Below are 22,750 nucleotides of genomic sequence, written 5' to 3' on the forward strand. Positions count from 1 at the left end.
GTATGGAATTTTTTATTTTCATAAGGCTCTTTTCTTAAAGGTTGTTGTTATTTAATAAGTTTCCGAGGTAAATCGATTGTTAAAGCAGGTTGATTGGAGCATCCTGTAGCGGAAATCACCCCCTTGTTCCATAGCAACAAAGTTTACGAAAACAGCCATTCATAAAGAAATTGATGGTTTTTACAAGGTTTTGCTGAATCCCTTCTTCTTTTGATAGCTTTTGTCAGATGGCAGGAAAAACTGAAAGTAATGAGAGAATATACATGCTATCAAGCTTCAATAAAAATTTGCTGTGAAAGGGCTGACATATTAATGAGTGCAAATCAAATAACCAGAGCATATTCAATAAAGGATGTTTCTAAAAAAATCAATGTTCCAACCGGTACTATCAGACAATGGGAAAAAGACTTTACGGGGCTTCTGCATATTCCAAGATCCAAGCAGGGTGCCAGATTTTACACTGATATGGAAATGGCCCTCTTGAAAAAGATCAAGGAAATGCGGGATAAAAATATTAGCAGAGAAATGATACGAACGCTTTTGGAACAACACCTGAATGGCGTTTCACAACCTGCTTCCGAAACCTTCGGAGGTTCCGGAAAGCCAAGTGAAACAAATGAAATAATTGCTGCAGTGCCAAACGCCCCCGCGCCTAATGAACCGGCGCCAGAAGTTTTGAGAATGGAAGAAATGCTAACAGTTATGGAAAACTACCGACAGGATATGATCAGGGAGATTAAAGGTGTCATTCAAAATGGTAAAACGGAAATTGTGGAAGACCTTCAGACGGTCATCAATCAAGGAAACATGCATACGATCCAAGGAGTTGCCAAATCGATACAGCGTTCAAATGACAAACGCCAAGCTGAAATTCAGTTCCTGAACGATGCTATTGAGAAAGCTTCGGAACTTACTTTCGAAACTTTCGGAACCATCTCCGACTGCATTGCGAAAGCTTCGGAAGATACTTACGAACTGCTGTCACAGCAAATTACAGAATCTTCAAGGAACACGATGAATGAAAGTAAAAATATGTTAACTAAAATCTCTCGAACTGTTAAAGAAGCCCAGAAGGATATAACAAGCATGTCGAAAACCTTTCAGCATGAAAGGGAGCACATGGTAGATGTTATGAACCTTAATCTGCAGCAATTCACTGAAGCAGTCAAAGAGCGTGAGGAAGCTTTTCAAGACATGGTAACCGGTTATAGAGAGGCTGCTGCTGCAAAAAAACATAAAAAATGGTGGAATGTCTGGTCATAATTAAAGATCGAACTGAGATGGAGCCGGCATGCTGCCGGTTCTTTTTTTTGGACCATAAAAAACTTTGAAATGATTTTTAGCCGGAAAGTGCGGAACCTTCTGCACAAGTTCAAAGTGTGCTGTTTTACATAGCGATACATGTAAGATAAAATAAATGCCGGAGGGAAATATATCTATCTATGGATTTCCAAATAAAGATTTATGATTTTTTCACAAAGGGCGAGGTGCCTGTATTCCGTATTGGAAGGCACGTTAAACGATCGGAAAATTTGAATAGGCAGGGATTGAGCTTAATAACCCGCAAAAAGGTTCTGGCGCACGAGGTTTGCTTGACGAACAATTATGGCTTCATCATATTCTCCTTCAGCCGTCCCAGGGTAAATAATGAAGGAATCACTCATAATAGCAGTGCTTCGACAATTTCATTTCATAAGGTCATGCAGACGTCAGCATCTGCGTTGGCGTTGATAAACTGGAAAGATAACAAATCCCGCATCATTCCCCACAAAACTGAACGAGATGATTTGGTAATGTCTTAAAATTCCGGGACCTCCCATTTAGTTAACATTCTCTGTAGCATCCTCCAAAATGATCCATATAAGGCTGAGATTAAAGCACTAAGCGATGATAATGTTACAGATACAGGGAAAATTTGTGTAAAACATGTTAACTTTACTGCAGGATTGGTAAATCAACCTGGCAGTTGACAGGGGCTTTTAATTTCAAAAGTTGCGCATGCTAAGAACAAATCTATGAAAGCAAGGAGCTATCAACATGTTATCACAGCTTGAAAACGAAACACTTATTGTAAAAATGCAGGACAAAGGTGCTGAACTTGTCAGTATCTTTTCAAAGGAAAATGGCAAAGAATACTTGTGGCAAGCCGATAAGGCATTTTGGGGCAGACATGCTCCTGTTCTGTTTCCAATTGTGGGAAGGGTCAACAAGGATACATATTATGTGAATGGAAAGGATTTTCACCTTTCCCAGCACGGTTTTGCCAGGGATCTGGAATTTGAGGAAAGCGAATCCCATGCATCAAAACATGCATACACCCTTTCTTCTACAAAAAGCACTTTAGAAATATATCCCTTTCCTTTTCATTTAGAAATATCGTACGAGTTAGCAGGCAATAGTGTTTTGGTCCGATATCAAGTGAATAATCCTGGCAAGGAAGCTATGTACTTTTCAATCGGTGGCCATCCTGCTTTTCGCTGCCCTGTGTTTGAGGATGAACAGTTCGAGGATTACTATTTAGACTTTGGCGAGAAAGAGAAAATGACAGTATTTGAATTGGAAGGCGGCACACGCATGCCTGAAAAAAGGCAAATTGCCCCTGCCTCGCAAACTCTTGAGCTTAACAATGATCTATTTGAAAAGGATGCTCTAATTTTTGAAAATCTCAAACAAAATAAAATTGCCCTCCGTTCAAAAAAACACTCATGCTTTGTTGAGGTTGAGTTTGCAGGGATGCCCTACGCGGGTATATGGAAACCTCATAATGAAGCGCCATTTGTCTGTATTGAACCTTGGCAAGGCATTGCAGATGCATCTGGAGAGCCTGGGGAACTGAAGAATAAAAAAGGAATCGTTTCACTTGATCCAGGGGAAACCTATTCATGCAGCTATAAAATTACAATTGGTTCTTAAAGGGATAAAATGCGCAAGCCAAATAGTTTGCGCATTTTATCCCTTATTTTTCATTTTTATTGCTTTTATTGATATAATTACAATATTGAAATTATATTTTCTATTTATTAAGTTATTCGTTTTCACTACTTAAAAAGGCAGGGAGAGAGCGTAATATGGCAAAGCGTAAACTTGTAATAACTCATAATGTAGAAAAATCACTTGCTGAAAAAATTCAAAAGATCATTCCAGATTGGGAAGTGATCTATGGAAAGGAACCTGAAATTTGGGAAAAACATTTGGATGATGCAGAAGTTCTGGCAGGCTGGAAACCGAATGTGAAAGATACTGTTTTAAACAGCAGCAAGCTTCGCTGGATTCAAACATGGAGTGCAGGAGTTAACAACTTGCCTCTTAAAGATCTGAAAGTGAAGGAAATATTGATTACAGGAGCAAATGGTGTACATTCGTACCCTATCTCTGAAACCATATTTGGACTTATTCTTTCGTTAACCAGGAAAATTCATACATATGTCAAGAATCAGCAATCCAAGAGATGGGATCATGCCAATATGAACGCAGAAATCCATGGGAAAACGATCGGTATTCTTGGAATTGGGGCAATCGGCCTTGAAACGGCTAAAATTGCAAAAGCCTTTGGCATGAAGGTGCTAGGAGTACGTCACTCAGGCCAGCAAGCAGAATTTGTAGACGAAATGTTTACTTCTGATAAATTGCATACCGTTTTGCCTCAATGTGACTATGTTGTGGTCACACTGCCCCTAACAGAAGAAACTAAAGGAATGTTCGGCAAAAATGAATTCAGTTTAATGAAGCCGTCCTCGTTTTTTATCAATATCGGCCGCGGCTCAATAGCAGTTGAAAGTGAAATGATTGAAGCTCTTAAGAATCAGAAAATTGCTGGTGCTGGACTGGATGTATTCGAACAAGAGCCTCTTCCTGCAAATAATCCATTATGGGAGCTTGAGAATGTAATCGTTACACCCCATACTGCAGGATCCACAGAATATTATGACAAACGGCTGATTGAGGAAATATTTATTCCTAATCTGAAAGAATACGCAGAAGGACAAATGCCTTCTTTAAATCTTGTTGATTATAAAAAAGGGTATTAAAGATAATTTTTATCTATCAAAAAAACACACACAGCCATCATCCCATAATATTATGGGCTTTTGCTGTGTGTGCTTGGTCTGGACAATTTTCACATCACTCGCAGTCCAGGCATATTTGATTTTCTCTTAGATTTATTGTCTCCTTTCTTAAGCCATTTACTTTGGCGGCATTCAATCTTTCGGCCCTTTCACCGGCCATTTTGGCTTTTCTTTCAAGTTCCTGTCTTTGAAGCTTATATAATTCCATCCATTCATAATCATTTATCATGCTTTTCATCCCTCTCTCCCCTTGAATGTGTATTCAGCCTGAGTTTTAGCATCTCAATCCCTCTTAATTATCTATCTGATATAAATAAGGGGACCGGGCAGTATAGCGGGGTCATGTTTCCTCCTGCTCCAAATGGAACACTTTTAAAGCAAGAGGTACATTTCATATTGAGCAAGTGCTGTTTTTTTGAAACCCGCTTTTTTTAAAAATCCTTCAGCAAGGCTGTTGTTGGGAAATCCCGCTTGGAGTTTTGCTGCCTTCAGCTTCGTTATTCCTTCAAATAAAAGCCTGGTTGCTACTCCCTTTCCTCGATATCTTTTGTCTGTATATAATAAACTGATATTTCCGCCACTGTTGACAGAAAGGCAGCCAATCACTTGTTCATCATCGAATGCAGCAAAATAACTGACATTGTCGCTGCTTTCCAAATAAGGTAAGTCGTTTTGCCAATTAATATGAAATTCCCAGTTATCGGCAGCAGCACTGAATAATTGAAAATCCACCTCATCAATCCTAATTGCAGGATTTTTGCCAATTGCTTGAAAGCGTGTTAATTTTTCAGGATTTTCAGCTGCAAAATAGGATATATCGTATATTTTTTCATATCCGCATTTATGATAAAAAGCAATAGCCCTTTCATTGCCTTTGATCACTTCTAAAAAAAGCTGCCTGCAGTTGTTTTCCTCCGCTGCTTTTTTATGAGCATCAAAAAGGATCCTGCTTATCCCGGTTCCGCGAAATTCAGCTGAAATGGCCATCGCCCCGCACCTTATTGTTTTTATGCCATCAAAATATCTGATTCCTCCCAGAATGACACCGGCTGGCTTATTTTCATAGTAAGCGATATATGAAGTTTCAAGCTGATTTCCCTCAGGACCAAAAAATCTATCAATGAACGCCTGCTGAGAAATTTTCATTGGAATAATATAATCAGAAAAACCAGCGTCAAAAGCACTGTACACATCTTCAATTTTTACATCGGAACATTTAACAATCACAAATTTTTCTGTTAAGCGATCAATTGCCATTCCTGACACTCCCTTTATTTGTTATATAGATTCATTTTCTATAATGGTTTTTTTTACATTCTGTCTTTTTGATAATAAAACAATGAAACCTAATAATACGGCTACTATCATTCCCCCGTGAAAAAAAAGAACAAGCATAGGCATCGATACATGCCTTAGCACTTGAGCTGCTGCTAAAAATCCGAAAGCGAATCCCAGCCGATTTAAGAAGTTTGCTATACCGAAGATTCTTCCCCGTATGCGATTTTCGGTTTTTTGGAGAATAGCATTAAAATAGATACCTGTTCCTCCATCAAACATTCCAGTAATAAAAGCTAACACCATAATATAAAAGATGGCGTTATTCCACATTAATAAAATAAACCCCATTGAGGCGAACATTGAAAAAACCATATAAGAAAGGAAAAAATTGTGGTTAAGCATTTTCAATCCTGGAACAAACATGCTCGTTAAAATACACCCAAGACCCCAGCATCCCCATATCATTCCCTGATAAAATGAGAAATTTTCAGAGCTCAAGCTTTCAGATAAAAGAGGAATTCCAAGATTCTGTGAGCTTGCTGCAAAAGTTTGACATAGAAAAATAATAAATATCATTAAAAGCAGCGGTCTTTCCCTGACAAACCTGCAGGCTTCAAGGCTCTCCTTAAGCCAATGCGTTGGAACGGCCTTAGAAACTGGCTTAATTGAATCCCATTTAATTTTGAGCAGTGCTGCTCCTGATAGAAAAAATGAAAGGGCATCGATAACGAAAATACCCATGGGATTTAAAACTTCCGCAAGGAAGGCTGCCCCAAAAAAGCCGATTACCATTGATATTGCACTTAGCCTTGAAAGCAGCGAGTTGACCTTGACTGCCTTTTCTTCTCCAAAAATTTGAGGTATTTCAGCATTAAAACTTACCGAAAAAAAGCTTGAGAATATTCCCATTAAAAATGCAGCTAAAAGCAATAAAAATGGAGAAGAAAAGAAACAGAGTGTTAATATTATTCCCCCTCTGATAAAATCACTATAAATCATGATTTGCCGCCGGTTGAAGCGATCTGCAAGAATACCGGAAACTATGCTTGAGAGAATCCCTCCAAAAACTCTTGCCGATAATACTGCAGAAAGCCAGACAGTGCTTTCCGTTTTTGAAAATATAACAGAATTCATAACCAGCATTTCCATCATGCTGCCCATGTCAGAAAAAGATTTAGTATATAAAAAGTACGACTGTTTACCCATCTTTCCGTGGATTCTGGCAATGGAGCTCATAATAAAATAAATCCATTCCTCGCCATCTGATTTCTTTCACATATGTCATTCCGGCTTTTTCCAGCACTCTTCTTGAACGATCATTATCATGCTTGATCAGTCCGATTAATTTCTTAAGTCCAAGTGTATGAAAAGCAAATGAAACCGAAGCAGCTGCCGCTTCACTTGCATACCCCTTTCCCCAGCTATCCTTCTCAATTGCATATAAAAGCTCAACCTCTCCTAAGTCTGATATTTTATTCAAACCTATATGTCCAATTAAAGTACCATCCTTTTTGGTCAATGCCCATGGCCCATAACCCTCCTCTTCCCAATGCCTGATAAAATTTTTCATCATTGATTTTGCTTCTTCGAAGGTGTATCCCCCTCTTTTTGGAAGCCACTTTCCCACCTCATGCTGCGCAGCTATTGATGCGTACGCTTCCATATCCTCAGAGAGCTGGAATGGCCGGAGGATCAGTCTATCGGTTATTAATTTGTTTTTTACTGCCATATAAAAACCTCCCTTTCTTTTATTTAATTAAATAAAACTGACTGTTAAGTTTATTTTATTCACTGCTCCTAAAATTGTCAAACAATTTTTAGAATTAAGTAAATGAGAAACCTTTAAACCTTGTTAAGCTGCATATCTTCTCACTTTAATTTTATGGGGGAATGGTAATCACTAAAAAATTGTTTATTTACACGAGACTAAAAAATCAGGTGGACCTTTATGATCCAGCCTGATTTTTTTGATGTTATTGAAGAAGATAATTCATGTACATTTCTTCAGCTGTTTCAAAATGTTCTGTATACGCATAATCTTCTGCAACAACGGAATAGTGCAGGCAAATACCATCAATCATCGCCCAAAATAAACTGCCGGCAACTTCAGAAGAAACCTCTTTTTTAAACTCCCCTTTCTTTTTCCCCTCTTCAATGATATCAGCCATGAAAAGCCTGTATTGTTCTTTGTACCGATTTTTCATTATTTCACCCAATTTATCCTGTTTAGCTGAATTGATCCAGAAGTCCATATGAACACTGATTATATTTCTCCACTCAGATGTCTGCGGTCTTTCTTTATAGATGCTGAACAATACTCGTATTTTTTCTTTTGCAGAATCGATAGCAGTGAATCGTTCAGAAAGCTGCTTAAAGGATTTGCTCGTCCGTTCTTCCATCAATGATAAATATAGCTCTTCCTTACTTTTAAAATAATTATAAATTAAGCCTTTGCTTGTTTTTGAATAAGCAACAATATCATCCATAGTTGCTGCCTGATATCCTTTTTCACCAAAACATTTTAATGCGCTTTCCAATAATTGCTCACGTTTCTTCTCTTTATAATCATCCGACACCTTAGGCATGTTGATTCTCCTTTACCGGGATTTTTATTAAACTGACTATTTAGTTTATCAAGAGCAAGAAAATAATTCAAATAGGTATCTTTAATTAACCGGTTTTATGCCTGAAAAGGGTTATTATCCTTCAAGCCCTTTCTCAATTATCTGGATGATTGTCCGTAACAACTGCTGTCTTGCTACATAACATAGCATTAGGAATTGCATTTAAGGCAGCTCCGAGTACCCTTTTAAGGAGGAAATATTCAATGTGCTTTGGCGGATGCGGATATGGATACACAGCACCTGTTTCTACCGGCTATGGTAGCGGCTTTGCACTAATCGTTGTGTTATTCATTTTATTAATCATCATTGGTTGCGCGTGCTGGAATTAAGTTTAACACATAAATTAGGAATGGAGGTATAAATATGGGTGACGGCGGTTACGGAGGTTACGGCAGCGGCTTTGCTTTAATAGTTGTTCTGTTCATTTTATTGATCATCATTGGATGTTCATGTGCAGGACTATACTAAAGTTTTTAGGAAGGTATAGTTAAAAGGACAGATTTTATCTGTTCTTTTTTCCTGGAGGATCACGGACAAGCCCCAAAACTCCAGTTGCAAAAAAAGACAGAGGATTGAAAAACCTCTGCTTTTTCAGCTTATTAAAATTGCCGTGACATCATCAATCGCTTTTTGCAGTTTTAAACTGTTTTTATGATACATATTCTTAGCATCCTGCGAATCTGTTCCTAGGGCAAAGAGCTCTAAATCTGCCTGGCATTTTTTGAAAGATGCCAACAGGAGCGGCCTTTCCTGCGGGGATGCTACCTTAAGTTTATCATCAAAAAGATCAACTGTCAGCTCTCCATAAGAGTCAATTTGGCCAAGAAATACATTTTCAACTGTAATACCCATTTTAGATAATTCCGTGTGCAGCCACTTGCGATTCTTCCCTGCTGTAGATAATGGTTCATCCATTATTTCTCCATCCATAATAACAGCTTGGGATTCTTTAATGGGTGCTATATTCATTTGAAGATCTTTTGGGGTCAATGGCTGTTTTTCTTTTTTTAGCATTGCGGTCAGGTCACCGGTTGCTTCGAGAACGGCGAACTCAACATCTGCAACGTTAAATACATCCTTTTTCCGAAGCAGTTCAAGTAACTCATCAGTAGTGTATTTTTCTTTTTTTAAGTTATCCTCCATGATTTTGCCGTCTTTGATAAATACTGTTCCTTTGCCTTCTACAAAACCACGGAATGATTTGCTTTTTAAAGATATCAGGCCAACTATAAAGGGCGCAATAGCAAAGGTTGCTATCGAGACCACTCCATTGATGATGCTGTGTTCAATCTTTGTGGCCACTTCTGCGCCGATGCTTCCGATTGTAATGCCAGTAACATACTCAAAAAATGAGAGCTGAGAAATCTGTTTTTTGCCCAGCCATTTTGTAATAAAAAACAGGACAACTAAGAATAAGAAAGACCGGAAAATTATATTGATCCATTCAGGCATGCCTAACACCTCCTGCTTAATAAATAAGTTAAAATCCCTTGTAAGTTGGCTCTTCCTGCTCCATTTCCCCTGCTCTGCGCTCCATATCCAACACTATTTCATGAACAGTAATCATCGCTTGATGGAGTTTTCGCTGTGATTCTTCATCTTCTGTTCTTATAGCAAGGCCAGATAATTCAGATTCAATACCCTTCAGGCTGGCAAGACACTGTTTTACTGCAGATGCTGTTGTCATCCTCGTTCACCTTCCCTCTTTTAGTGTTTTTCATTCACGGTACCATGTCGGACTCAATTGACACTGCATGGGCAATACATGGTATCGTTTCTTTTTGCTGAAAGGATAATGGAGATAGGAGAGCACCTGTTGCAACCACTAAAATTTTGTTTAATTCTCCTTTTTTCATGGAGTTCAGCAAGTGTCCATAAACAACTGTGGCAGAGCAGCCCGGACCGCTCGCACCTGCAAGAACCGGCTGTCCTTTTTTGTATATCATCATTCCGCAATCCTTGTATTGATTTTCATTAATTTTGACTCCATGCTTTTTTAACAGCTGCAGAGACACTTCATGGCCAATACTCCCAAGGTCTCCAGTCACTATCAAATCATAATAGGAAGGGTCAATATTCCTTTCCTTAAGATGTGCCTCAATCGTATCCACAGCCGCCGGTGCCATCGCTCCTCCCATATTAAAAGGATCGCTTAATCCCATATCAATGACGCGACCGACAGTTGCTGATGTAACACGAGGGCCATTTCCCTGGTCACTCAGCAAGGCAACGCCTGCCCCTGTAACTGTCCACTGTGCGGTTGGAGGTTTCTGCCCCCCGTATTCTGTGGGATAGCGGAATTGTTTTTCAACAGCTGCGTTGTGACTGGATGCTCCGGTCATTAAATACTTGGCACCGGACGTATTGACAAGGTATGCTCCAAGAGCGAGCCCTTCCATTGAAGTCGAGCAGGCTCCAAATAAGCCTAAATATGGAGTTCCCATAGTTCTTAACGCAAAGCTTGTAGGCGTAATCTGGTTGATAAGATCTCCGCCAAGGAAAAATTGAATCTGCTCTTTTTGAAGCCCCGCTTTCTCTATCGCTTTTTGGCAGGCTTCCTCTAAAAGAACTCTATGAGCCTTTTCATAGGAATCCTGTTTAAGCCACAAATCTGCATGAAGCAGGTCAAAGTCATCTGATAGCGGCCCGTTTGCTTCAAAAGGGCCCCCTATTGCTGAGGAGGATATAATTGCTGGCTTGTTTTCAAAAATCCATGTGCGATGCCCGGTAAGCATTATAGTCCCCCCCATTTGATGAGAATTGTTTTAATCATTGCAACCACAAAGGCGGAAAATACCCCAAAAACAATGACAGAACCCGCTAATTTGAAAATATTTCCTCCTACTCCGAGTACAAATCCTTCTGTCCGATGTTCAATTGCAGCTGAAATGACTGCGTTCCCGAATCCGGTTAACGGTACAGCCGATCCGGCACCTGCAAATTGGGCGATTCGGTCATAAACTCCAAATCCAGTTAAAAGCATGGACAAAAAGATCATTGTACCAGCAACGGGATTTCCGACTGTCTGGCCTGTAAAGTTAAAAAAGTGCATATACACTAAGGAAATAGCTTGGCCAATCAGGCAAATGAGCCCTCCAATAACAAATGCCCGTATACAATTCATAAATACAGGCCTCTTTATTTCAATCTGTGATTGCAGTTTTTGATATTCCTGCTGCACAGGGGTCAGTTTTTTCTTTTTATTGCTGGACATATAAACACCTACTTTTAATCTTGATATATGATGTCTTGGGTTGTATGTAATAATTAAACCAATCCATATTGTTCAAATAAAAGGGCTGGCTGAGAATGCCAGCCCCTTTTGGTGCGGATTATTGCTTATATTGCGGTTCTTCCTGCTCCATTTCCTGAATGCGCGGAGAAAGACTTTCAACAAGTGATTGAGTTTGCTGGGCTGCATTCTGGTAAAGCTGTTTAGCCTGCTGGTTATCTGTACCAAGAGCAAAAGCTTCAAAGTTGGCTTGAGCACTCTTTAAACCTGCCAGTGTCGTTTTGACCTGATTGATTACAGTCATTTTGTTTTCAGCTCCTTTTTATATACTACTTACAGTAATAGAATGATGAAAAATGCTTTGTTTTATGTTTTCTAATTTTAACCAAATCAAGCGGGCAATTCGGTCAACCCATAACGATCTCTATATTTCCAATGTCCATTCTCCCGTTTTGAATGTCATTTAAACTGATTTCACATTGTGCAGCAATCCAGCCGGTATAGTTGTCTTCGATTGAAATGATCCACTTGCTTTTGCCGGCTTGCCTGGAGGTTATCGTATAATGATCTTTTAATGCTGAAAGATCTATCGTGTCTAATCGGTCAAGTTCTCTAAATTGTTTTTCATTCCATACCGCGTTTAATATACCTTTCGCATCTTCATCCAGACTTGCCTCAATCCTAAAACACATAAACTCCATACTATTTCTCCTTAATTTGTAATCATTATCTCCTCAAATTAGTTTTCGCTAGTTCAATTAATTCGCTTCCATGTCCATTTAATACGGCCTTTAGCATCCATAAAGTGAAACCGTGTGCTTGTTCAAATTTTATTTTTGGAGGAAGGGAAAGCTCCTGGCGGTTTACCGTTATATCAATAAGTGCAGGCCCATCGTGTGAAAAGGCTGAACGCAATGTTTCTTCCAGCTCACCTGGGTCTTCTGCACGCCAGCCTTTAATGCCAAGTGCCTCTGCAACTGCTGCAAAATTCGGGTTATTAAGGCTTGTACCAGTTTCTAAATAGCCGGATGCCTTCATTTCCAATTCTACAAAGTTCAATGAACTGTTATTGAACACCACAATTTTAATGGGCAGATTATATTGTTTAACTGTAAGCAAATCACCCATAAGCATGGAAAGACCCCCATCCCCGCATAGTGCTATAACCTGCCTGCCCTTTTTTGAGGTCTGGGCCCCTATAGCCTGCGGCAAAGCATTGGCCATTGTTCCGTGATTAAAGGACCCTAGCAGTCTCCTTTTCCCATTCATTTGAAGATATCGTGCTGCCCATAATGTCGGAGTGCCTACATCACAAGTAAAAATAGCGTCTTCCTCTGCCAGATCACTTACAAGTTTGGTGAGGTATTGAGGATGAATCGGTTTTCTTCCCGGTTTTCCTGCTGCCAGCTTATCGAGCCCTTTTCGGACTTCTTTATAATGATCCGTGTATTTATCAAGATGATTGGAGTCATGCTCATTTGTTAAATATGGAAGCAGACATTCTACAGTATCTTTGACATTTCCGCATAGTCCCATTGTTAAGTCAGCTCTTCTTCCAAGATGCTCCGCACGGATGTCGACTTGAAGGATGACTGCTTTTTTGGGGAAGAATTGCCGGTACGGAAAATCAGTGCCAAGCATTAGCAAAACATCGCAGTTCATCATTGCATGGTAGCCGGAAGAATAGCCGATAAGGCCCGTCAGGCCAACAGAATATGGATTGTCATACTCTAAATGTTCTTTTCCTCTTAAAGCGATTACCATTGGAGACTTAAGCTTACTGCATAGTTTCATCAATTCACTATGAGAGCCCTCGCACCCTGCCCCGCATAATAGTGTGATTTTTTTGCCATGGTTCAGATATTCAGCCAGACGGCTCAGTTCTTCTTCAGATGGCCGGATCACTGGATTAGTAAGGTGGATGACCTGGTCAGGAACTGTTTCGGTATCCGGCAAAGCAGCAATATCACCAGGAAGAACCAAAACGGCTACCCCCTTTTTGGATACTGCCTGCTGAAGGGCAAGTGTTACAAGACGCGGCATTTGTTCAGGTCTTGTCATGACTTCCGCAAAATGGCTGCAGTCTTTGAATAACTGTTCCGGACGCGTCGCCTGAAAATAGTCTCCCCCTATTTCGCTGCTTGGTATATGAGCAGCGATGGCGAGTACAGGTATCCGGCTTCGGTGGCAATCATACAATCCATTAATCAAGTGTAAATTTCCCGGACCGCTGCTGCCTGCACAAACAGCAATACTGCCAGTTAAAATGGAATCGGAACCTGCTGCAAAAGCAGCAACTTCTTCATGCCGCACGGAAATCCATTCTATTTTTCCAGAGCTTCGGATGGAATCGAGAACGGCATTAAGGGAATCTCCTACAATTCCATAAATTCGTTTTACCCCAGCATGAAGCAATGAATCGATTAATAAGTCAGCAATTGTTTGTTTCATATTGACATCTCCCTATGTACCGGTATTTAGAGAAAGATCCTTAAAAAGCAGGTAACTTCCATTTCTATTCTTTATCGGAAGATTAAGGGCTATACACTGTAAATGCTAATTGTGTCTTAGTTAAGTTATGTATCAGGAAAAAAGTAAAGAGGCGCTGAAAGCACCTCTTAGTAACAATAATTTCTTCCTCTTGTATTTGCATGCCAGCATTCTTTGCTCTGCACATTCTTGATAAAAATCCGCTGTATTTATCAATTCACCATAAAAAAGCAAGAAAAGCAAGAGATGTAATGGCGCCTAATGCGAAACCTGCAGCTGCGCCCTCCCAGCCCCAGCCCCAGCCATATCCTCCGCCATAATATCCATATCCATAACCCCGATAGTTACGGCCCCCGCCTCTTAAAGGCCGGATGTAAACTTTGTAAGGGGTTACCCTTTCAATAATGCCCCGGTGAACTGTGCCACGGTTAGTCCGTATTTCAACTGCTCTGCCGATACCATTTTTACACATTCCATAGTAGTTATTATTTACCATAATTTGGTATGCACCTCCTTTTTTTATAGAATATGCAAGGGTTTTTTTTTCGAATGGACATACACACAAATGAGGGCAAAAAACAGTGCTTTTCAGTTAAATGTGCTATATATGCCCATTCATCTCAGTACTGGATACATAGTATAAAACAAAAAACAAACACAATAGGAGTTGAAACCGTGAATCTGACCTATCAGGATGTCCTGGCATTTTATGGTATTGAAGGCGCCCATCCGGGAGGCTTCGGGCTTACAAAGAAGATATTGGCAAAAGAAAAAATATCGGATAAGACAACTGTGCTTGATGCCGGATGCGGAACGGGGCAAACATCTTCCTATCTTTTCAGGACATTTTCGTGCCCGGTTACAGCTATTGACACACATCCTGAAATGATTAAAAAAGCTTTACAGCGTTTTAAGCAAGAAAAAATTCCGATTCAAATCCTACAAAGTTCGATGGAGTCGACACCTTTTAAGGATGGCAGTTTTGATTTTATTATTGCCGAGTCTTCAATAGCGTTTACAAATATCAATAATACACTGAGAGAGCTGTATAGGGTCCTTAAACCAGGAGGTGTCTTGCTTCATATTGATATGACTGCAGAACCCTCATTAAAAAAAGAAGAAAAGGCAGAATTGAAAAAGTTTTATCAAATGAAAGAAATTTTCACAGAGAATGAATGGCTGAAGGCTCATAATTTAGCGAATTTCAAAGGTGTACAGATCCTTAAATCGAATACCATATTAAAGGAATTAGAAGAGATGCCGATCTCAGATTTTGCAAATATGCCTCTTGCCCCTGCAAATAAAGAGTTTGATGAAATTATGCATAAGCATCAGCTTTTGACATTATCACATGGCGATAAGCTAGGGTACCGGGCATTCAGGGCAGTAAAGTCAAGAAGTCAATTCAGCTAAAGTAGCTGCTGATATAAAAGTGTGTATTGGAGGAATAATATGGCCATTCACTATACAGCCTTGGGAGATTCCCTGACAATCGGTACAGGAACCCCTCTTTTCTCTCCCGGTTTTGTTCAAAGATATAAAAAAATGCTGGAAGAGGACCTGCAAGAAAGAGTAGCTCTTCAGGTCAAAGCCAGAACGGGAATTGAAACAGAAGATATCTCCATATTTCTTAATAACCGGTTTGTCGTACAATGGGTAGAGAGTGCAGATTTGATAACAATTACAGGCGGAGGAAATGATTTAATTCACGCCCTGAGAAAATATGAGCAGCAGAGGGATGAAAAAATTTTCGCTGAAACATTGGATTCTGCTCAGCAAAATTTTTCAGAGATTATATCTAAAATATATAAAATAAAACGAAATAACGATTCGCCATATGCGGTCAGGATTCTTAACCTGTATAATCCGCTTCCTCAAGTCAGCCTTGCCGATAGGTGGATCACAAATTTCAACGAGCACATCCAGAAGTTCGGCAACGCCCCTCACGTTGAGATTGCCAACATATACGCAGCTTTTAAAGGCCGTGAAAAAGAATTGCTTTCAATGGACGGCATCCATCCAAATAGCCTAGGCTATCAGCTAATGGCTGAAACGCTAAGAAAACTGGGATATAGCTTTGTTGCAAGCCCCCAATAAAACCGAAAAGGAGCCTAGTTATTGAGGCCCCTTTTTGTATTTTTTAATGCTCGCTCTGTTAGCCAAGTATTCTTATGAAGCTAATACATAAATTGATTCACATGATAATTTTTTCGGAAATTTCACTTAGCACATTTACAGCAGGTTTTGAATTGTAATGAAGTAAGAATGATGGTATTCTTCAAATAACTTAAAGGGGAAAATTAGACTTGAAGTTATTTTCCCTTATCAGTTGATAAATTTTATTCAGTCATTTTAGAAAGGAGCCTGTATTACGCTCAGCGTGAGCTTGCAAAGGAGATCTTCAAAATGAAAAAAAGACACGATTCTTCAGAAATCAGCATAGGCGAAACCAGGAGCACCATCATAAGCACCGCCCGGAAATTATTTATGGAACTTGGCTACAGGGCAGTTTCCACAAGGAAAATTTCTGAAGCATGCGGCTTGACACAGCCAGCATTATACCATTATTTTTCTAATAAAAATGATTTATATGTGGCTGTTTTGCAGGATGAGCTAAAGACGGCTCAATCTGCTATTGAACGAATCATAAAAAGATCAAGCAGTATTGAAGAACGGCTTTACGAGGTCATTCACTATATTTTGGTGAACAGTCCGCAAAACCTGTCACAAATGTTTCATGATATTAGGCACGAGCTGCCGGATGAATTTCAGCCATCCATCGAAAAATGGTGGTTCAACGCATATCTGCTGCCAATTGCAGGAGTTTTTGAAGAAGGGCTGAAAAGCGGGATGCTAAAAAATTCGGAAGGCACAGAAACAAATCCAGTTAGCATGTCTTATATTTTACTAAGTATGCTGAGTCACTCCTTTCCTATTAAAAATCTTACAGAAAAAGAAATTAAGGAGAAAACAATAAAGCATGCAAAGTTAGTTGTTCATGTCCTCCTTTATGGACTGACAGACAACTAGCCCGACAAGTCTGTATTTGTTTGCAAACTGTTTATCACTTGATAAGTGGAATACTAAGTTGAAATGAGGGGAATTCCGGATGAGCTTTTTAACAAAATTCAGTTTGAAAAATGCTGTAGCTATCTTTATCATTTCTTTTTTATTTATTTTGGGAGGGATTTATTCTTTTTCAAAGCTTCAGGTAACTCAGTTTCCTGATATTGAGTTCCCGCAGATTACTGCAGAAATCGTGTATCCTGGTGCTTCGCCGGATGATGTCAGCACTCAGGTAGTTTCAAAGTTAGAAGATCAATTCAAATCGATTGAGGGTGTCAAAACCATTCAAAGCTCCGCTTACGAAAGCGTGGGAGTTGTGAATGCAGAATTTCCTTTTAATACAGATTTAGATAAAATTGAACAGCAAATGAATTCTCTTGTGAAAGATGCGGGTTTGCCTGACAAAGTTAGTGTGAAGCTTAATCGATTGTCTTTCGGCTCGTTCCCTATTTACAATATTTCTTTATTTGGCAAAGGCTCAACAAATATAGATAAGCTGCTTAAAGAAGATGTAATACCGGAGCTGAAAAAAATAAATGGAGTAAACAGCGTCTCTGTTGGCGGCTTTAAGGATCAATTGGTGCAGGTAACCGTCGACAAGAAAAAGGCAGAGCAATCCGGTTTAAGCCTAAGTGCCATTAAAGATCAAATCAATGAAAAATTCATTTCATTCCCAGCTGGCCAATTGAAGGATTCTGATGTAAAAATCCCGATTCGCGTAGAAGAAAAATTAGATACAGTAAAAGAACTGGAAGGCTTGCAGCTTAATTCCGCCATTTCCCAGGCAGCTGGCAAGAATACAGTTCAGCCCGGCAGCAGCGCAGGACAAGGACAAAAGCGGGAATCAGCGAAGCCCACTTTGTTAAAAGATATAGCCAAAGTGGAAACTGTTACAAAGCAGGAGGAAAAAACGCGGTATAACCTTAAAAGCTCGCTGTCTATGGCTATTACAAAAAAACAGGATGCCAATACAGTTGAAGTGGCTGATGGGGTTATGAAGGTATTGAAAAAATATGACAATAAGCTCGATTATTCTATCGGTCTTGATTCAGCAAAAGACGTAAAAAAATCTGTATCTTCTCTTGTTAAAGAAGGCCTTCTTGGAGCTTTATTCGCATCCATTGCCGTCCTCCTTTTCCTTAGGAATATCCGGGCGACATTAATTGCGATCATATCAATTCCTCTCTCCCTGCTTATATCGGCGATTTTCCTCAAACAGCTGAATGTGTCGCTTAATATAATGACTTTGGGCGGTATGGCTGTTGCAGTCGGCCGGGTAGTGGATGATAGTATCGTTGTCATTGAGAATATATTCAGGAGGGTACGTAAATCTTCAGAAGGGATGACCAATCATGTCATTCTGGAATCAACAAAGGAAATTCTGAAGGCTGTTACCTCTTCAACGATTACTACAGTCGTTGTATTCCTCCCTCTTGGTTTTGTAGGGGGAATTACAGGGAAGTTCTTCCTTCCTTTTGCACTGACTATAGTTTTCTCGCTTCTTGCCTCATTATTAGTGGCAGTAACCATCGTCCCTATTATGGCGAAGTTTGCTTTCAAGAAAATACCGAAGGAAGAAAAAGAAGGGGCACTTCAGCGAGTGTACGGCAGAATGATATCTGCTTCTCTTAATCATAAGATCATCATCTTAGTTGTTTCAATATTATTATTAGCTGGTTCTTTTACCATTGTGCCCACTCTTGGCTTTACTTTCATACCGAATGAAGAACAGCGCACATTAAACGCCTCCATTGAACTCCCGGCAGCGTCTTCCTTGGAAAAAACAGATAAAGTTTCAATGGATATTGAAAAAATGCTGGATGAAAAAGAATATGTTAAACAAGTAACAGCAAGCATCGGCAGCCGTGATTATCAAACTAACCTGAAGCTTGAAAATAAGGCAAGCTATTTTATTAATCTTAAAGAAAATGCAGATGTGGAAGCTTCCATTAAAAAGCTTCAAAAAGAATTTGAAAAAATCACAGAAAATGATGCTCCGAAAACGAAAATCAATATAGCGGAGCTTAACACCAGCGGTCCCCCAACTAATAATAATGTAGATATCGATCTTTATTCGAACAATCTGGATGCATTGCAAAAGGCTTCCAAACAGGTTGAAAGCTATATGAATAAAGACAAAGACCTGAAATATGTTACAAATAATTTCTCTGACAAACAAACTCAGTATCTGGTTGAAATTGATCCAGAAAAAGCAGCTGCCCTTGGATTAAGCGGAGGACAGATTCTCGGTACCATCAATGACCAAACGAGTCCAGTGGATGCCGGTGAGCTTAAGCTTAATGGAAAACTTCAAAGCGTCCAGCTTTCCTATAGCGAAGGCCTTAACTCTCCGGATGATTTGAAGAAAGTAATGATTTTTTCAAATAAAGGCCCTGTCCCATTATCGAAAGTGGCGAATGTGAAGAAGTCAGACAGCTTTACTTCCATTCAAAGACTTGATGGCAAGGTATACGCCCGTGTAACCGCACAGGTAAAAGGCAATGATGTGCAGGCGGTTACGAAAAAAATATCTGATGGGGTTAAATCAGATCTTAGCCTTCCAAAATCTGTCTCACTTGAAAGCGGCGGTGGAAGCGACGATACGGCCCAGGTATTCCAAAGCCTTGGCATTGCTATTGCCGTAGCTATTGGTCTTGTGTATCTGACTATGTTAATCACGTTCGGAAAAGCACGTATACCATTTGTTATCCTTTCGTCCCTGATATTTGTTCCAGTAGGTTCATTAATTGGATTATTTATTACAAAAGAGCCATTGTCGGTAAGTGTAATGATTGGATTCTTAATGCTTATCGGAATTGTAACCACCAATGCCATTGTGCTTGTAGACAGAGTCGGGCAAAACCGCGACCGAGGCTTAACAATTCGCGACTCGCTGATTGAAGCAGGAAAAACTAGGCTACGCCCTATATTAATGACTGCTTTTGCAACGATTACAGCATTAATACCATTGGCACTTACATCTTCTACAGGAACCTTAATTTCAAAAGGCCTTGCAATCACAGTAATTGGGGGGCTTACATCTTCAACATTGTTAACATTAATCATTGTTCCTGTTGTATATGAGCTTTTCTTCTTCAAGAAAGCTAAAAAACAGCGAAAACAGGAAAAATGAGTATAGGCAGCCCGCATAAACCCGGGCTGCCCTGTTTTTTTATGGGAGATTTAGCTTGCATGGAACATCACAGCTTCAAAAACATATTTACCTTTGCAAATATAGAACCAAAAAAGCAGAGTCAGTTCCTTGATGGAAATAACCCTGCTTTTTGTTATGTTTATCTATACTGGGGATTCAGAATCGAAAAGACTGGTTTTCCTCCATGCTGAGTATAAAGGCTTTCAGTAAATCTTTTGTTGCTTCCAAATCACTGAGATCGATGACTTCTGCAGGTGAGTGGGCATATCTTGAAGGGATGGAAAGAACACCTGTTGGAATGCCTCTATTTGCGTAGTTCACTGCCCCGCCGTCTGTACCGATTCCAGGGAAAACCTCGAGCTGATATGGGATATTTTCTGATTTTGCCAAAGAAATCAGGAGATTTTTCATAGTTCTAGGTACAATTAGACTGAAATCCATAACCTTTATTCCTGTTCCAGCACCAAGCATTAAGCTGTGATCCATGGTTTCTTCTGGAGTATCACTGACTGCTGTCGTATCGATTGCTATCGCTGCGTCTGCCATAATATGCTCTGCTGCTGTTTTAGCACCCCGCAAGCCTACTTCTTCCTGTACCGTAAAGAGAAGGACAATTTCTCCTGCGAATGATGTTTCATTTAATTCTTCCAAAGATTGGATCATTACTGTACATCCTGCACGATCATCCAAGGCTTTAGAACGGATTTTAGGCTTTTCCTCAGGGCCTATCAATTTAAAATTTGCTTCCCATGTAATCGGAGTACCAATTCCAATGCCAAGGTTTTCTGCTTCCTCCCTGGAGGATGCGCCTATATCAATATACATATTCTGATGACTGCGCACCTTTTTTGCATCATCAAATTTTACATAATGTGCTGATATTGTGCCTATAACACCGCTGATATTACCTTTATCTCCAAGCAAATTAACAGTCTTGGCCAATAATATTCGGTCATCATGGCCGCCAAGCTTCTCAAAACGTAGAAGTCCATTTTCTTCAATTTTTTTAACGATAAAGCCTACCTCATCCATATGGGAAGTAATAAGAATTCTTGGGCCAGGCCTGTCCCCCTTTTTTATGGCAATAACGTTGCCGATGCTATCAATGGAAACTGAATCGACTTTGTTTCTTAAGTATTCCTCTATGTAAATAGGATACATTTTGCTCATACCCGCATGGCCCGGCAAGGTCTGTTAATGTTTTCAAGAGTTTTAGCATGTTTTTATCACCTTTTTAATTATTTTAAATATTCTATTTTATTATAGTTTTAAATATCCTATAAATCTATTAATACTCTTAATATTTGCCTATTTGGCCACTCTGCGATTATGATCTACAAGACTATTTATCATAAATTGCCAAACCTAACTATTAGCATTCATGCAATATATCAAAATAAAAAAACAGGCAAGCGCCTGCTTTTCTAAATTGCTGCAATAGACTCTTTCCGTTCTTTTCCTCCAGATCTGTACAGCTCTATATCTGGATGTGAACCTGTTGTAATTAAATCCCGGATAATTTGAGAAAGAATAATGCTGTACACTGTTCCGTTTCCGCCGTATCCCAGCAGGAAGTAGCAATTTGGATAGTTTTCATACATTCCTATCGTGGGAAGTCCATCCTTGCTTTCCCCAAAAAATGCTCCCCAGTAAAATTCTGCTTTCACATTCCCCTTAAGCGAAGGAAATAGATTGCAAAGCTCTTCGATAAGCTTATCTCTTTTATGAATGATCATGGAATCCCTTTTGTTCCTGTATGTGGTATATTCATCAAGGCCGCCTATTATTATGCGACGGTCTGCTGTTCGGCGTGCATAAATATAGGGCCGTGCCGTTTCCCATATCATCATATCTTCTTTCCACCCGATGTCATCATAAACAGGGTTTGTAGCAATTGCATAGGAACTGACTACTTGAGCATTTCTTTCTGACACCTCTTCCTGTGCTTCGTAGCCTGTTGCAAAAATAACCTTATCTGCAGAAATGGAAAACCCTTGATCTGTATATAATATCGTTTTGTCTTCTTTTAATATTTTCCCATTAATCCTGGTGTTTGAAAAAACCCTGACCCCCTTGTCCTGGGCATATTTAATTAAATAATGGGCATGTTTATAAGGATTAATTTCTGCATCTCCATCTGTAATCAGTGCTGCTGGTTTTGAAAAAGGGAAGCTTTTATTTATCTCATTTTCTGTCAGGTACGTTGCAGGAAAACCATATTTTATTAATTGCTGATATTCCTCTTGGAGCATAGAAACATCTTCATTTCCGGAAGCAAAGTAAAGGCTTTGGCGAAACCTGAAATCCGGATCTTCATCAAGGCTTGGAACAATTTTGTTACCCAGGGTTTGAAGGGCTTGCGCGCATAGATTGACATGCCGGACCGCAGCTTCCGCCCCAAAAGTATTTATAAGGGAAGTCAGGGACTTATCATTCGAAAACTGAAGCAGGCCGGTGTTAGCAGATGTACTTCCGCCGCTTATGTCTCTTTTATCCACAAGGACAACCTTTAGTCCTGTTTCAGCCATAAAATAGGCACAATGAGCACCTGAAGATCCGCTTCCGACAATAACAACGTCACAAGTGATATCTTCCTCTAATGGAGGAAACTCCATATTTTCTTCGAGTGTTCCGTTCCAATATAGTTTTCCTGTATTCAAATCCATAATCAATTCCTCCTGCATCTTTACATCAATACTGGATAATTTCCCTAACAGTTAAAAAAGCAAACCTACATGTATGTTCCTAAGTGAGAGATTAGAAGAATTGCCTGTTTTGATACTAAAGCTGCATATGTGAACCTGGCAGAAACAATGAGGCGATTAAATTAGTAATGAGA

The 22,750-nt window shown here is 39.6% G+C and carries 24 protein-coding genes; 9 read left to right on the forward strand and 15 right to left on the reverse strand.

Going from position 1 to position 22,750, the window contains the following annotated elements:
* Positions 1-312 precede the first annotated feature (312 nt).
* The 3 genes from BIV59_RS01415 to BIV59_RS01430 all read left to right on the forward strand — a co-directional run bounded on the left by BIV59_RS01415 (position 313) and on the right by BIV59_RS01430 (position 4,028).
* Positions 313-1,263 (forward strand): MerR family transcriptional regulator, encoded by a 951-nt coding sequence (locus BIV59_RS01415; protein WP_071349734.1) that lies wholly within the window; start codon positions 313-315, stop codon positions 1,261-1,263.
* 774 nt (positions 1,264-2,037) lie between these two features.
* Positions 2,038-2,913 carry an aldose 1-epimerase family protein gene (locus BIV59_RS01425; RefSeq protein ID WP_071349652.1) on the forward strand — a complete coding sequence of 292 codons (876 nt, stop codon included), beginning with the start codon at positions 2,038-2,040 and terminating at the stop codon, positions 2,911-2,913.
* A 155-nt stretch (positions 2,914-3,068) separates the two neighbouring features.
* Positions 3,069-4,028, forward strand: coding sequence for a D-2-hydroxyacid dehydrogenase (locus BIV59_RS01430; RefSeq protein WP_071349653.1), 960 nt, complete (start codon positions 3,069-3,071; stop codon positions 4,026-4,028).
* 94 nt (positions 4,029-4,122) lie between these two features.
* On the opposite strand, the gene BIV59_RS01435 is transcribed toward BIV59_RS01430, so the two are convergent.
* From BIV59_RS01435 to BIV59_RS01455, 5 genes are all read right to left on the reverse strand, one after another.
* Positions 4,123-4,305 carry a hypothetical protein gene (locus BIV59_RS01435; protein ID WP_071349654.1) on the reverse strand — a complete coding sequence of 61 codons (183 nt, stop codon included), beginning with the start codon at positions 4,303-4,305 and terminating at the stop codon, positions 4,123-4,125.
* Between the two features lie 134 nt (positions 4,306-4,439).
* Entirely contained in the window at positions 4,440-5,324 is an 885-nt protein-coding gene (locus BIV59_RS01440; RefSeq protein WP_071349655.1) for a GNAT family N-acetyltransferase, read from the reverse strand.
* Between the two features lie 21 nt (positions 5,325-5,345).
* Positions 5,346-6,581 carry an MFS transporter gene (locus tag BIV59_RS01445; RefSeq protein ID WP_083391987.1) on the reverse strand — a complete coding sequence of 412 codons (1,236 nt, stop codon included), beginning with the start codon at positions 6,579-6,581 and terminating at the stop codon, positions 5,346-5,348.
* Positions 6,544-7,074: a GNAT family N-acetyltransferase gene (locus BIV59_RS01450; protein WP_071349656.1), complete on the reverse strand. Its 531-nt coding sequence runs from the start codon at positions 7,072-7,074 to the stop codon at positions 6,544-6,546. The genes BIV59_RS01445 and BIV59_RS01450 overlap by 38 nt, the downstream gene beginning before the upstream one ends.
* A 244-nt stretch (positions 7,075-7,318) precedes the next feature.
* Positions 7,319-7,930 carry a TetR/AcrR family transcriptional regulator gene (locus BIV59_RS01455; protein WP_071349657.1) on the reverse strand — a complete coding sequence of 204 codons (612 nt, stop codon included), beginning with the start codon at positions 7,928-7,930 and terminating at the stop codon, positions 7,319-7,321.
* A gap of 242 nt (positions 7,931-8,172) precedes the next feature.
* Here BIV59_RS01455 and BIV59_RS22625 point away from each other — a divergent pair, with 242 nt between their 5' ends.
* Positions 8,173-8,298 carry a YjcZ family sporulation protein gene (locus BIV59_RS22625; RefSeq protein WP_083391988.1) on the forward strand — a complete coding sequence of 42 codons (126 nt, stop codon included), beginning with the start codon at positions 8,173-8,175 and terminating at the stop codon, positions 8,296-8,298.
* 34 nt (positions 8,299-8,332) lie between these two features.
* Complete coding sequence (locus BIV59_RS22630) at positions 8,333-8,437, forward strand: YjcZ family sporulation protein (RefSeq protein WP_083391989.1); 105 nt, start codon at positions 8,333-8,335, stop codon at positions 8,435-8,437.
* 123 nt (positions 8,438-8,560) lie between these two features.
* Here the strand turns inward: BIV59_RS22630 and BIV59_RS01460 are convergent, their stop codons facing one another.
* The 8 genes from BIV59_RS01460 to BIV59_RS01495 all read right to left on the reverse strand — a co-directional run bounded on the left by BIV59_RS01460 (position 8,561) and on the right by BIV59_RS01495 (position 14,187).
* Complete coding sequence (locus BIV59_RS01460) at positions 8,561-9,421, reverse strand: DUF421 domain-containing protein (RefSeq protein ID WP_071349658.1); 861 nt, start codon at positions 9,419-9,421, stop codon at positions 8,561-8,563.
* Positions 9,422-9,449: 28 nt separating this feature from the next.
* The gene (locus BIV59_RS01465) at positions 9,450-9,656 is read right to left on the reverse strand and encodes a DUF1657 domain-containing protein (RefSeq protein ID WP_071349659.1); all 207 of its coding nucleotides are present in this window, start codon (positions 9,654-9,656) and stop codon (positions 9,450-9,452) included.
* A gap of 34 nt (positions 9,657-9,690) precedes the next feature.
* On the reverse strand, positions 9,691-10,704 hold the full coding sequence (gene spoVAD, locus BIV59_RS01470) for a stage V sporulation protein AD (RefSeq protein ID WP_071349660.1): 1,014 nt from the start codon (positions 10,702-10,704) through the stop codon (positions 9,691-9,693).
* Positions 10,704-11,183: a stage V sporulation protein AC gene (spoVAC, locus tag BIV59_RS01475; RefSeq protein WP_071349661.1), complete on the reverse strand. Its 480-nt coding sequence runs from the start codon at positions 11,181-11,183 to the stop codon at positions 10,704-10,706. Before spoVAC ends, spoVAD begins: the two co-directional genes overlap by 1 nt.
* A gap of 118 nt (positions 11,184-11,301) precedes the next feature.
* Positions 11,302-11,505 carry a DUF1657 domain-containing protein gene (locus BIV59_RS01480; RefSeq protein ID WP_071349662.1) on the reverse strand — a complete coding sequence of 68 codons (204 nt, stop codon included), beginning with the start codon at positions 11,503-11,505 and terminating at the stop codon, positions 11,302-11,304.
* 103 nt (positions 11,506-11,608) lie between these two features.
* Positions 11,609-11,902, reverse strand: a complete 294-nt coding sequence (locus tag BIV59_RS01485; RefSeq protein ID WP_071349663.1) for a hypothetical protein — start codon at positions 11,900-11,902, stop codon at positions 11,609-11,611.
* Positions 11,903-11,927: 25 nt separating this feature from the next.
* Complete coding sequence (gene poxB / locus BIV59_RS01490) at positions 11,928-13,652, reverse strand: ubiquinone-dependent pyruvate dehydrogenase (RefSeq protein ID WP_071349664.1); 1,725 nt, start codon at positions 13,650-13,652, stop codon at positions 11,928-11,930.
* A gap of 256 nt (positions 13,653-13,908) precedes the next feature.
* A complete protein-coding gene (locus BIV59_RS01495; protein WP_071349665.1) occupies positions 13,909-14,187 on the reverse strand; it encodes a hypothetical protein in 279 nt (92 codons plus the stop codon).
* Positions 14,188-14,366: 179 nt separating this feature from the next.
* Between BIV59_RS01495 and BIV59_RS01500 the strand changes: the two genes are divergently transcribed.
* The 4 genes from BIV59_RS01500 to BIV59_RS01515 all read left to right on the forward strand — a co-directional run bounded on the left by BIV59_RS01500 (position 14,367) and on the right by BIV59_RS01515 (position 19,890).
* A complete protein-coding gene (locus BIV59_RS01500; protein ID WP_071349666.1) occupies positions 14,367-15,104 on the forward strand; it encodes a class I SAM-dependent methyltransferase in 738 nt (245 codons plus the stop codon).
* A 39-nt stretch (positions 15,105-15,143) separates the two neighbouring features.
* On the forward strand, positions 15,144-15,788 hold the full coding sequence (locus BIV59_RS01505) for a GDSL-type esterase/lipase family protein (RefSeq protein ID WP_071349667.1): 645 nt from the start codon (positions 15,144-15,146) through the stop codon (positions 15,786-15,788).
* A 309-nt stretch (positions 15,789-16,097) separates the two neighbouring features.
* Complete coding sequence (locus tag BIV59_RS01510) at positions 16,098-16,721, forward strand: TetR/AcrR family transcriptional regulator (protein ID WP_071349668.1); 624 nt, start codon at positions 16,098-16,100, stop codon at positions 16,719-16,721.
* Positions 16,722-16,800: 79 nt separating this feature from the next.
* A complete protein-coding gene (locus BIV59_RS01515) occupies positions 16,801-19,890 on the forward strand; it encodes an efflux RND transporter permease subunit (RefSeq protein WP_071349669.1) in 3,090 nt (1,029 codons plus the stop codon).
* 177 nt (positions 19,891-20,067) lie between these two features.
* Here BIV59_RS01515 and BIV59_RS01520 read toward each other — a convergent pair whose 3' ends face one another.
* Together BIV59_RS01520 and BIV59_RS01525 are read right to left on the reverse strand one after the other, a co-directional pair.
* Complete coding sequence (locus tag BIV59_RS01520) at positions 20,068-21,081, reverse strand: M42 family metallopeptidase (RefSeq protein WP_240501832.1); 1,014 nt, start codon at positions 21,079-21,081, stop codon at positions 20,068-20,070.
* 254 nt (positions 21,082-21,335) lie between these two features.
* Positions 21,336-22,577 carry an NAD(P)/FAD-dependent oxidoreductase gene (locus BIV59_RS01525; protein WP_071349670.1) on the reverse strand — a complete coding sequence of 414 codons (1,242 nt, stop codon included), beginning with the start codon at positions 22,575-22,577 and terminating at the stop codon, positions 21,336-21,338.
* Positions 22,578-22,750: the final 173 nt, after the last annotated feature.

The organism is Bacillus sp. MUM 13 (assembly GCF_001866725.1).
Taxonomy (GTDB): Bacteria; Bacillota; Bacilli; order Bacillales; family DSM-1321; genus Peribacillus.

What these genes read in the sequence shown, in the direction of transcription:
- BIV59_RS01415 (WP_071349734.1), top strand. Translation starts at nt 313, where the DNA reads ATGAGTGCAAATCAAATAACCAGAGCATATTCAATAAAGGATGTTTCT.
- BIV59_RS01425 (WP_071349652.1), top strand. Translation starts at nt 2,038, where the DNA reads ATGTTATCACAGCTTGAAAACGAAACACTTATTGTAAAAATGCAGGAC.
- BIV59_RS01430 (WP_071349653.1), top strand. Translation starts at nt 3,069, where the DNA reads ATGGCAAAGCGTAAACTTGTAATAACTCATAATGTAGAAAAATCACTT.
- BIV59_RS01435 (WP_071349654.1), bottom strand. Translation starts at nt 4,305, where the DNA reads ATGAAAAGCATGATAAATGATTATGAATGGATGGAATTATATAAGCTT.
- BIV59_RS01440 (WP_071349655.1), bottom strand. Translation starts at nt 5,324, where the DNA reads ATGGCAATTGATCGCTTAACAGAAAAATTTGTGATTGTTAAATGTTCC.
- BIV59_RS01445 (WP_083391987.1), bottom strand. Translation starts at nt 6,581, where the DNA reads ATGAGCTCCATTGCCAGAATCCACGGAAAGATGGGTAAACAGTCGTAC.
- BIV59_RS01450 (WP_071349656.1), bottom strand. Translation starts at nt 7,074, where the DNA reads ATGGCAGTAAAAAACAAATTAATAACCGATAGACTGATCCTCCGGCCA.
- BIV59_RS01455 (WP_071349657.1), bottom strand. Translation starts at nt 7,930, where the DNA reads ATGCCTAAGGTGTCGGATGATTATAAAGAGAAGAAACGTGAGCAATTA.
- BIV59_RS22625 (WP_083391988.1), top strand. Translation starts at nt 8,173, where the DNA reads ATGTGCTTTGGCGGATGCGGATATGGATACACAGCACCTGTTTCTACC.
- BIV59_RS22630 (WP_083391989.1), top strand. Translation starts at nt 8,333, where the DNA reads ATGGGTGACGGCGGTTACGGAGGTTACGGCAGCGGCTTTGCTTTAATA.
- BIV59_RS01460 (WP_071349658.1), bottom strand. Translation starts at nt 9,421, where the DNA reads ATGCCTGAATGGATCAATATAATTTTCCGGTCTTTCTTATTCTTAGTT.
- BIV59_RS01465 (WP_071349659.1), bottom strand. Translation starts at nt 9,656, where the DNA reads ATGACAACAGCATCTGCAGTAAAACAGTGTCTTGCCAGCCTGAAGGGT.
- spoVAD (WP_071349660.1), bottom strand. Translation starts at nt 10,704, where the DNA reads ATGCTTACCGGGCATCGCACATGGATTTTTGAAAACAAGCCAGCAATT.
- spoVAC (WP_071349661.1), bottom strand. Translation starts at nt 11,183, where the DNA reads ATGTCCAGCAATAAAAAGAAAAAACTGACCCCTGTGCAGCAGGAATAT.
- BIV59_RS01480 (WP_071349662.1), bottom strand. Translation starts at nt 11,505, where the DNA reads ATGACTGTAATCAATCAGGTCAAAACGACACTGGCAGGTTTAAAGAGT.
- BIV59_RS01485 (WP_071349663.1), bottom strand. Translation starts at nt 11,902, where the DNA reads ATGGAGTTTATGTGTTTTAGGATTGAGGCAAGTCTGGATGAAGATGCG.
- poxB (WP_071349664.1), bottom strand. Translation starts at nt 13,652, where the DNA reads ATGAAACAAACAATTGCTGACTTATTAATCGATTCATTGCTTCATGCT.
- BIV59_RS01495 (WP_071349665.1), bottom strand. Translation starts at nt 14,187, where the DNA reads ATGGTAAATAATAACTACTATGGAATGTGTAAAAATGGTATCGGCAGA.
- BIV59_RS01505 (WP_071349667.1), top strand. Translation starts at nt 15,144, where the DNA reads ATGGCCATTCACTATACAGCCTTGGGAGATTCCCTGACAATCGGTACA.
- BIV59_RS01510 (WP_071349668.1), top strand. Translation starts at nt 16,098, where the DNA reads ATGAAAAAAAGACACGATTCTTCAGAAATCAGCATAGGCGAAACCAGG.
- BIV59_RS01515 (WP_071349669.1), top strand. Translation starts at nt 16,801, where the DNA reads ATGAGCTTTTTAACAAAATTCAGTTTGAAAAATGCTGTAGCTATCTTT.
- BIV59_RS01520 (WP_240501832.1), bottom strand. Translation starts at nt 21,081, where the DNA reads ATGAGCAAAATGTATCCTATTTACATAGAGGAATACTTAAGAAACAAA.
- BIV59_RS01525 (WP_071349670.1), bottom strand. Translation starts at nt 22,577, where the DNA reads ATGGATTTGAATACAGGAAAACTATATTGGAACGGAACACTCGAAGAA.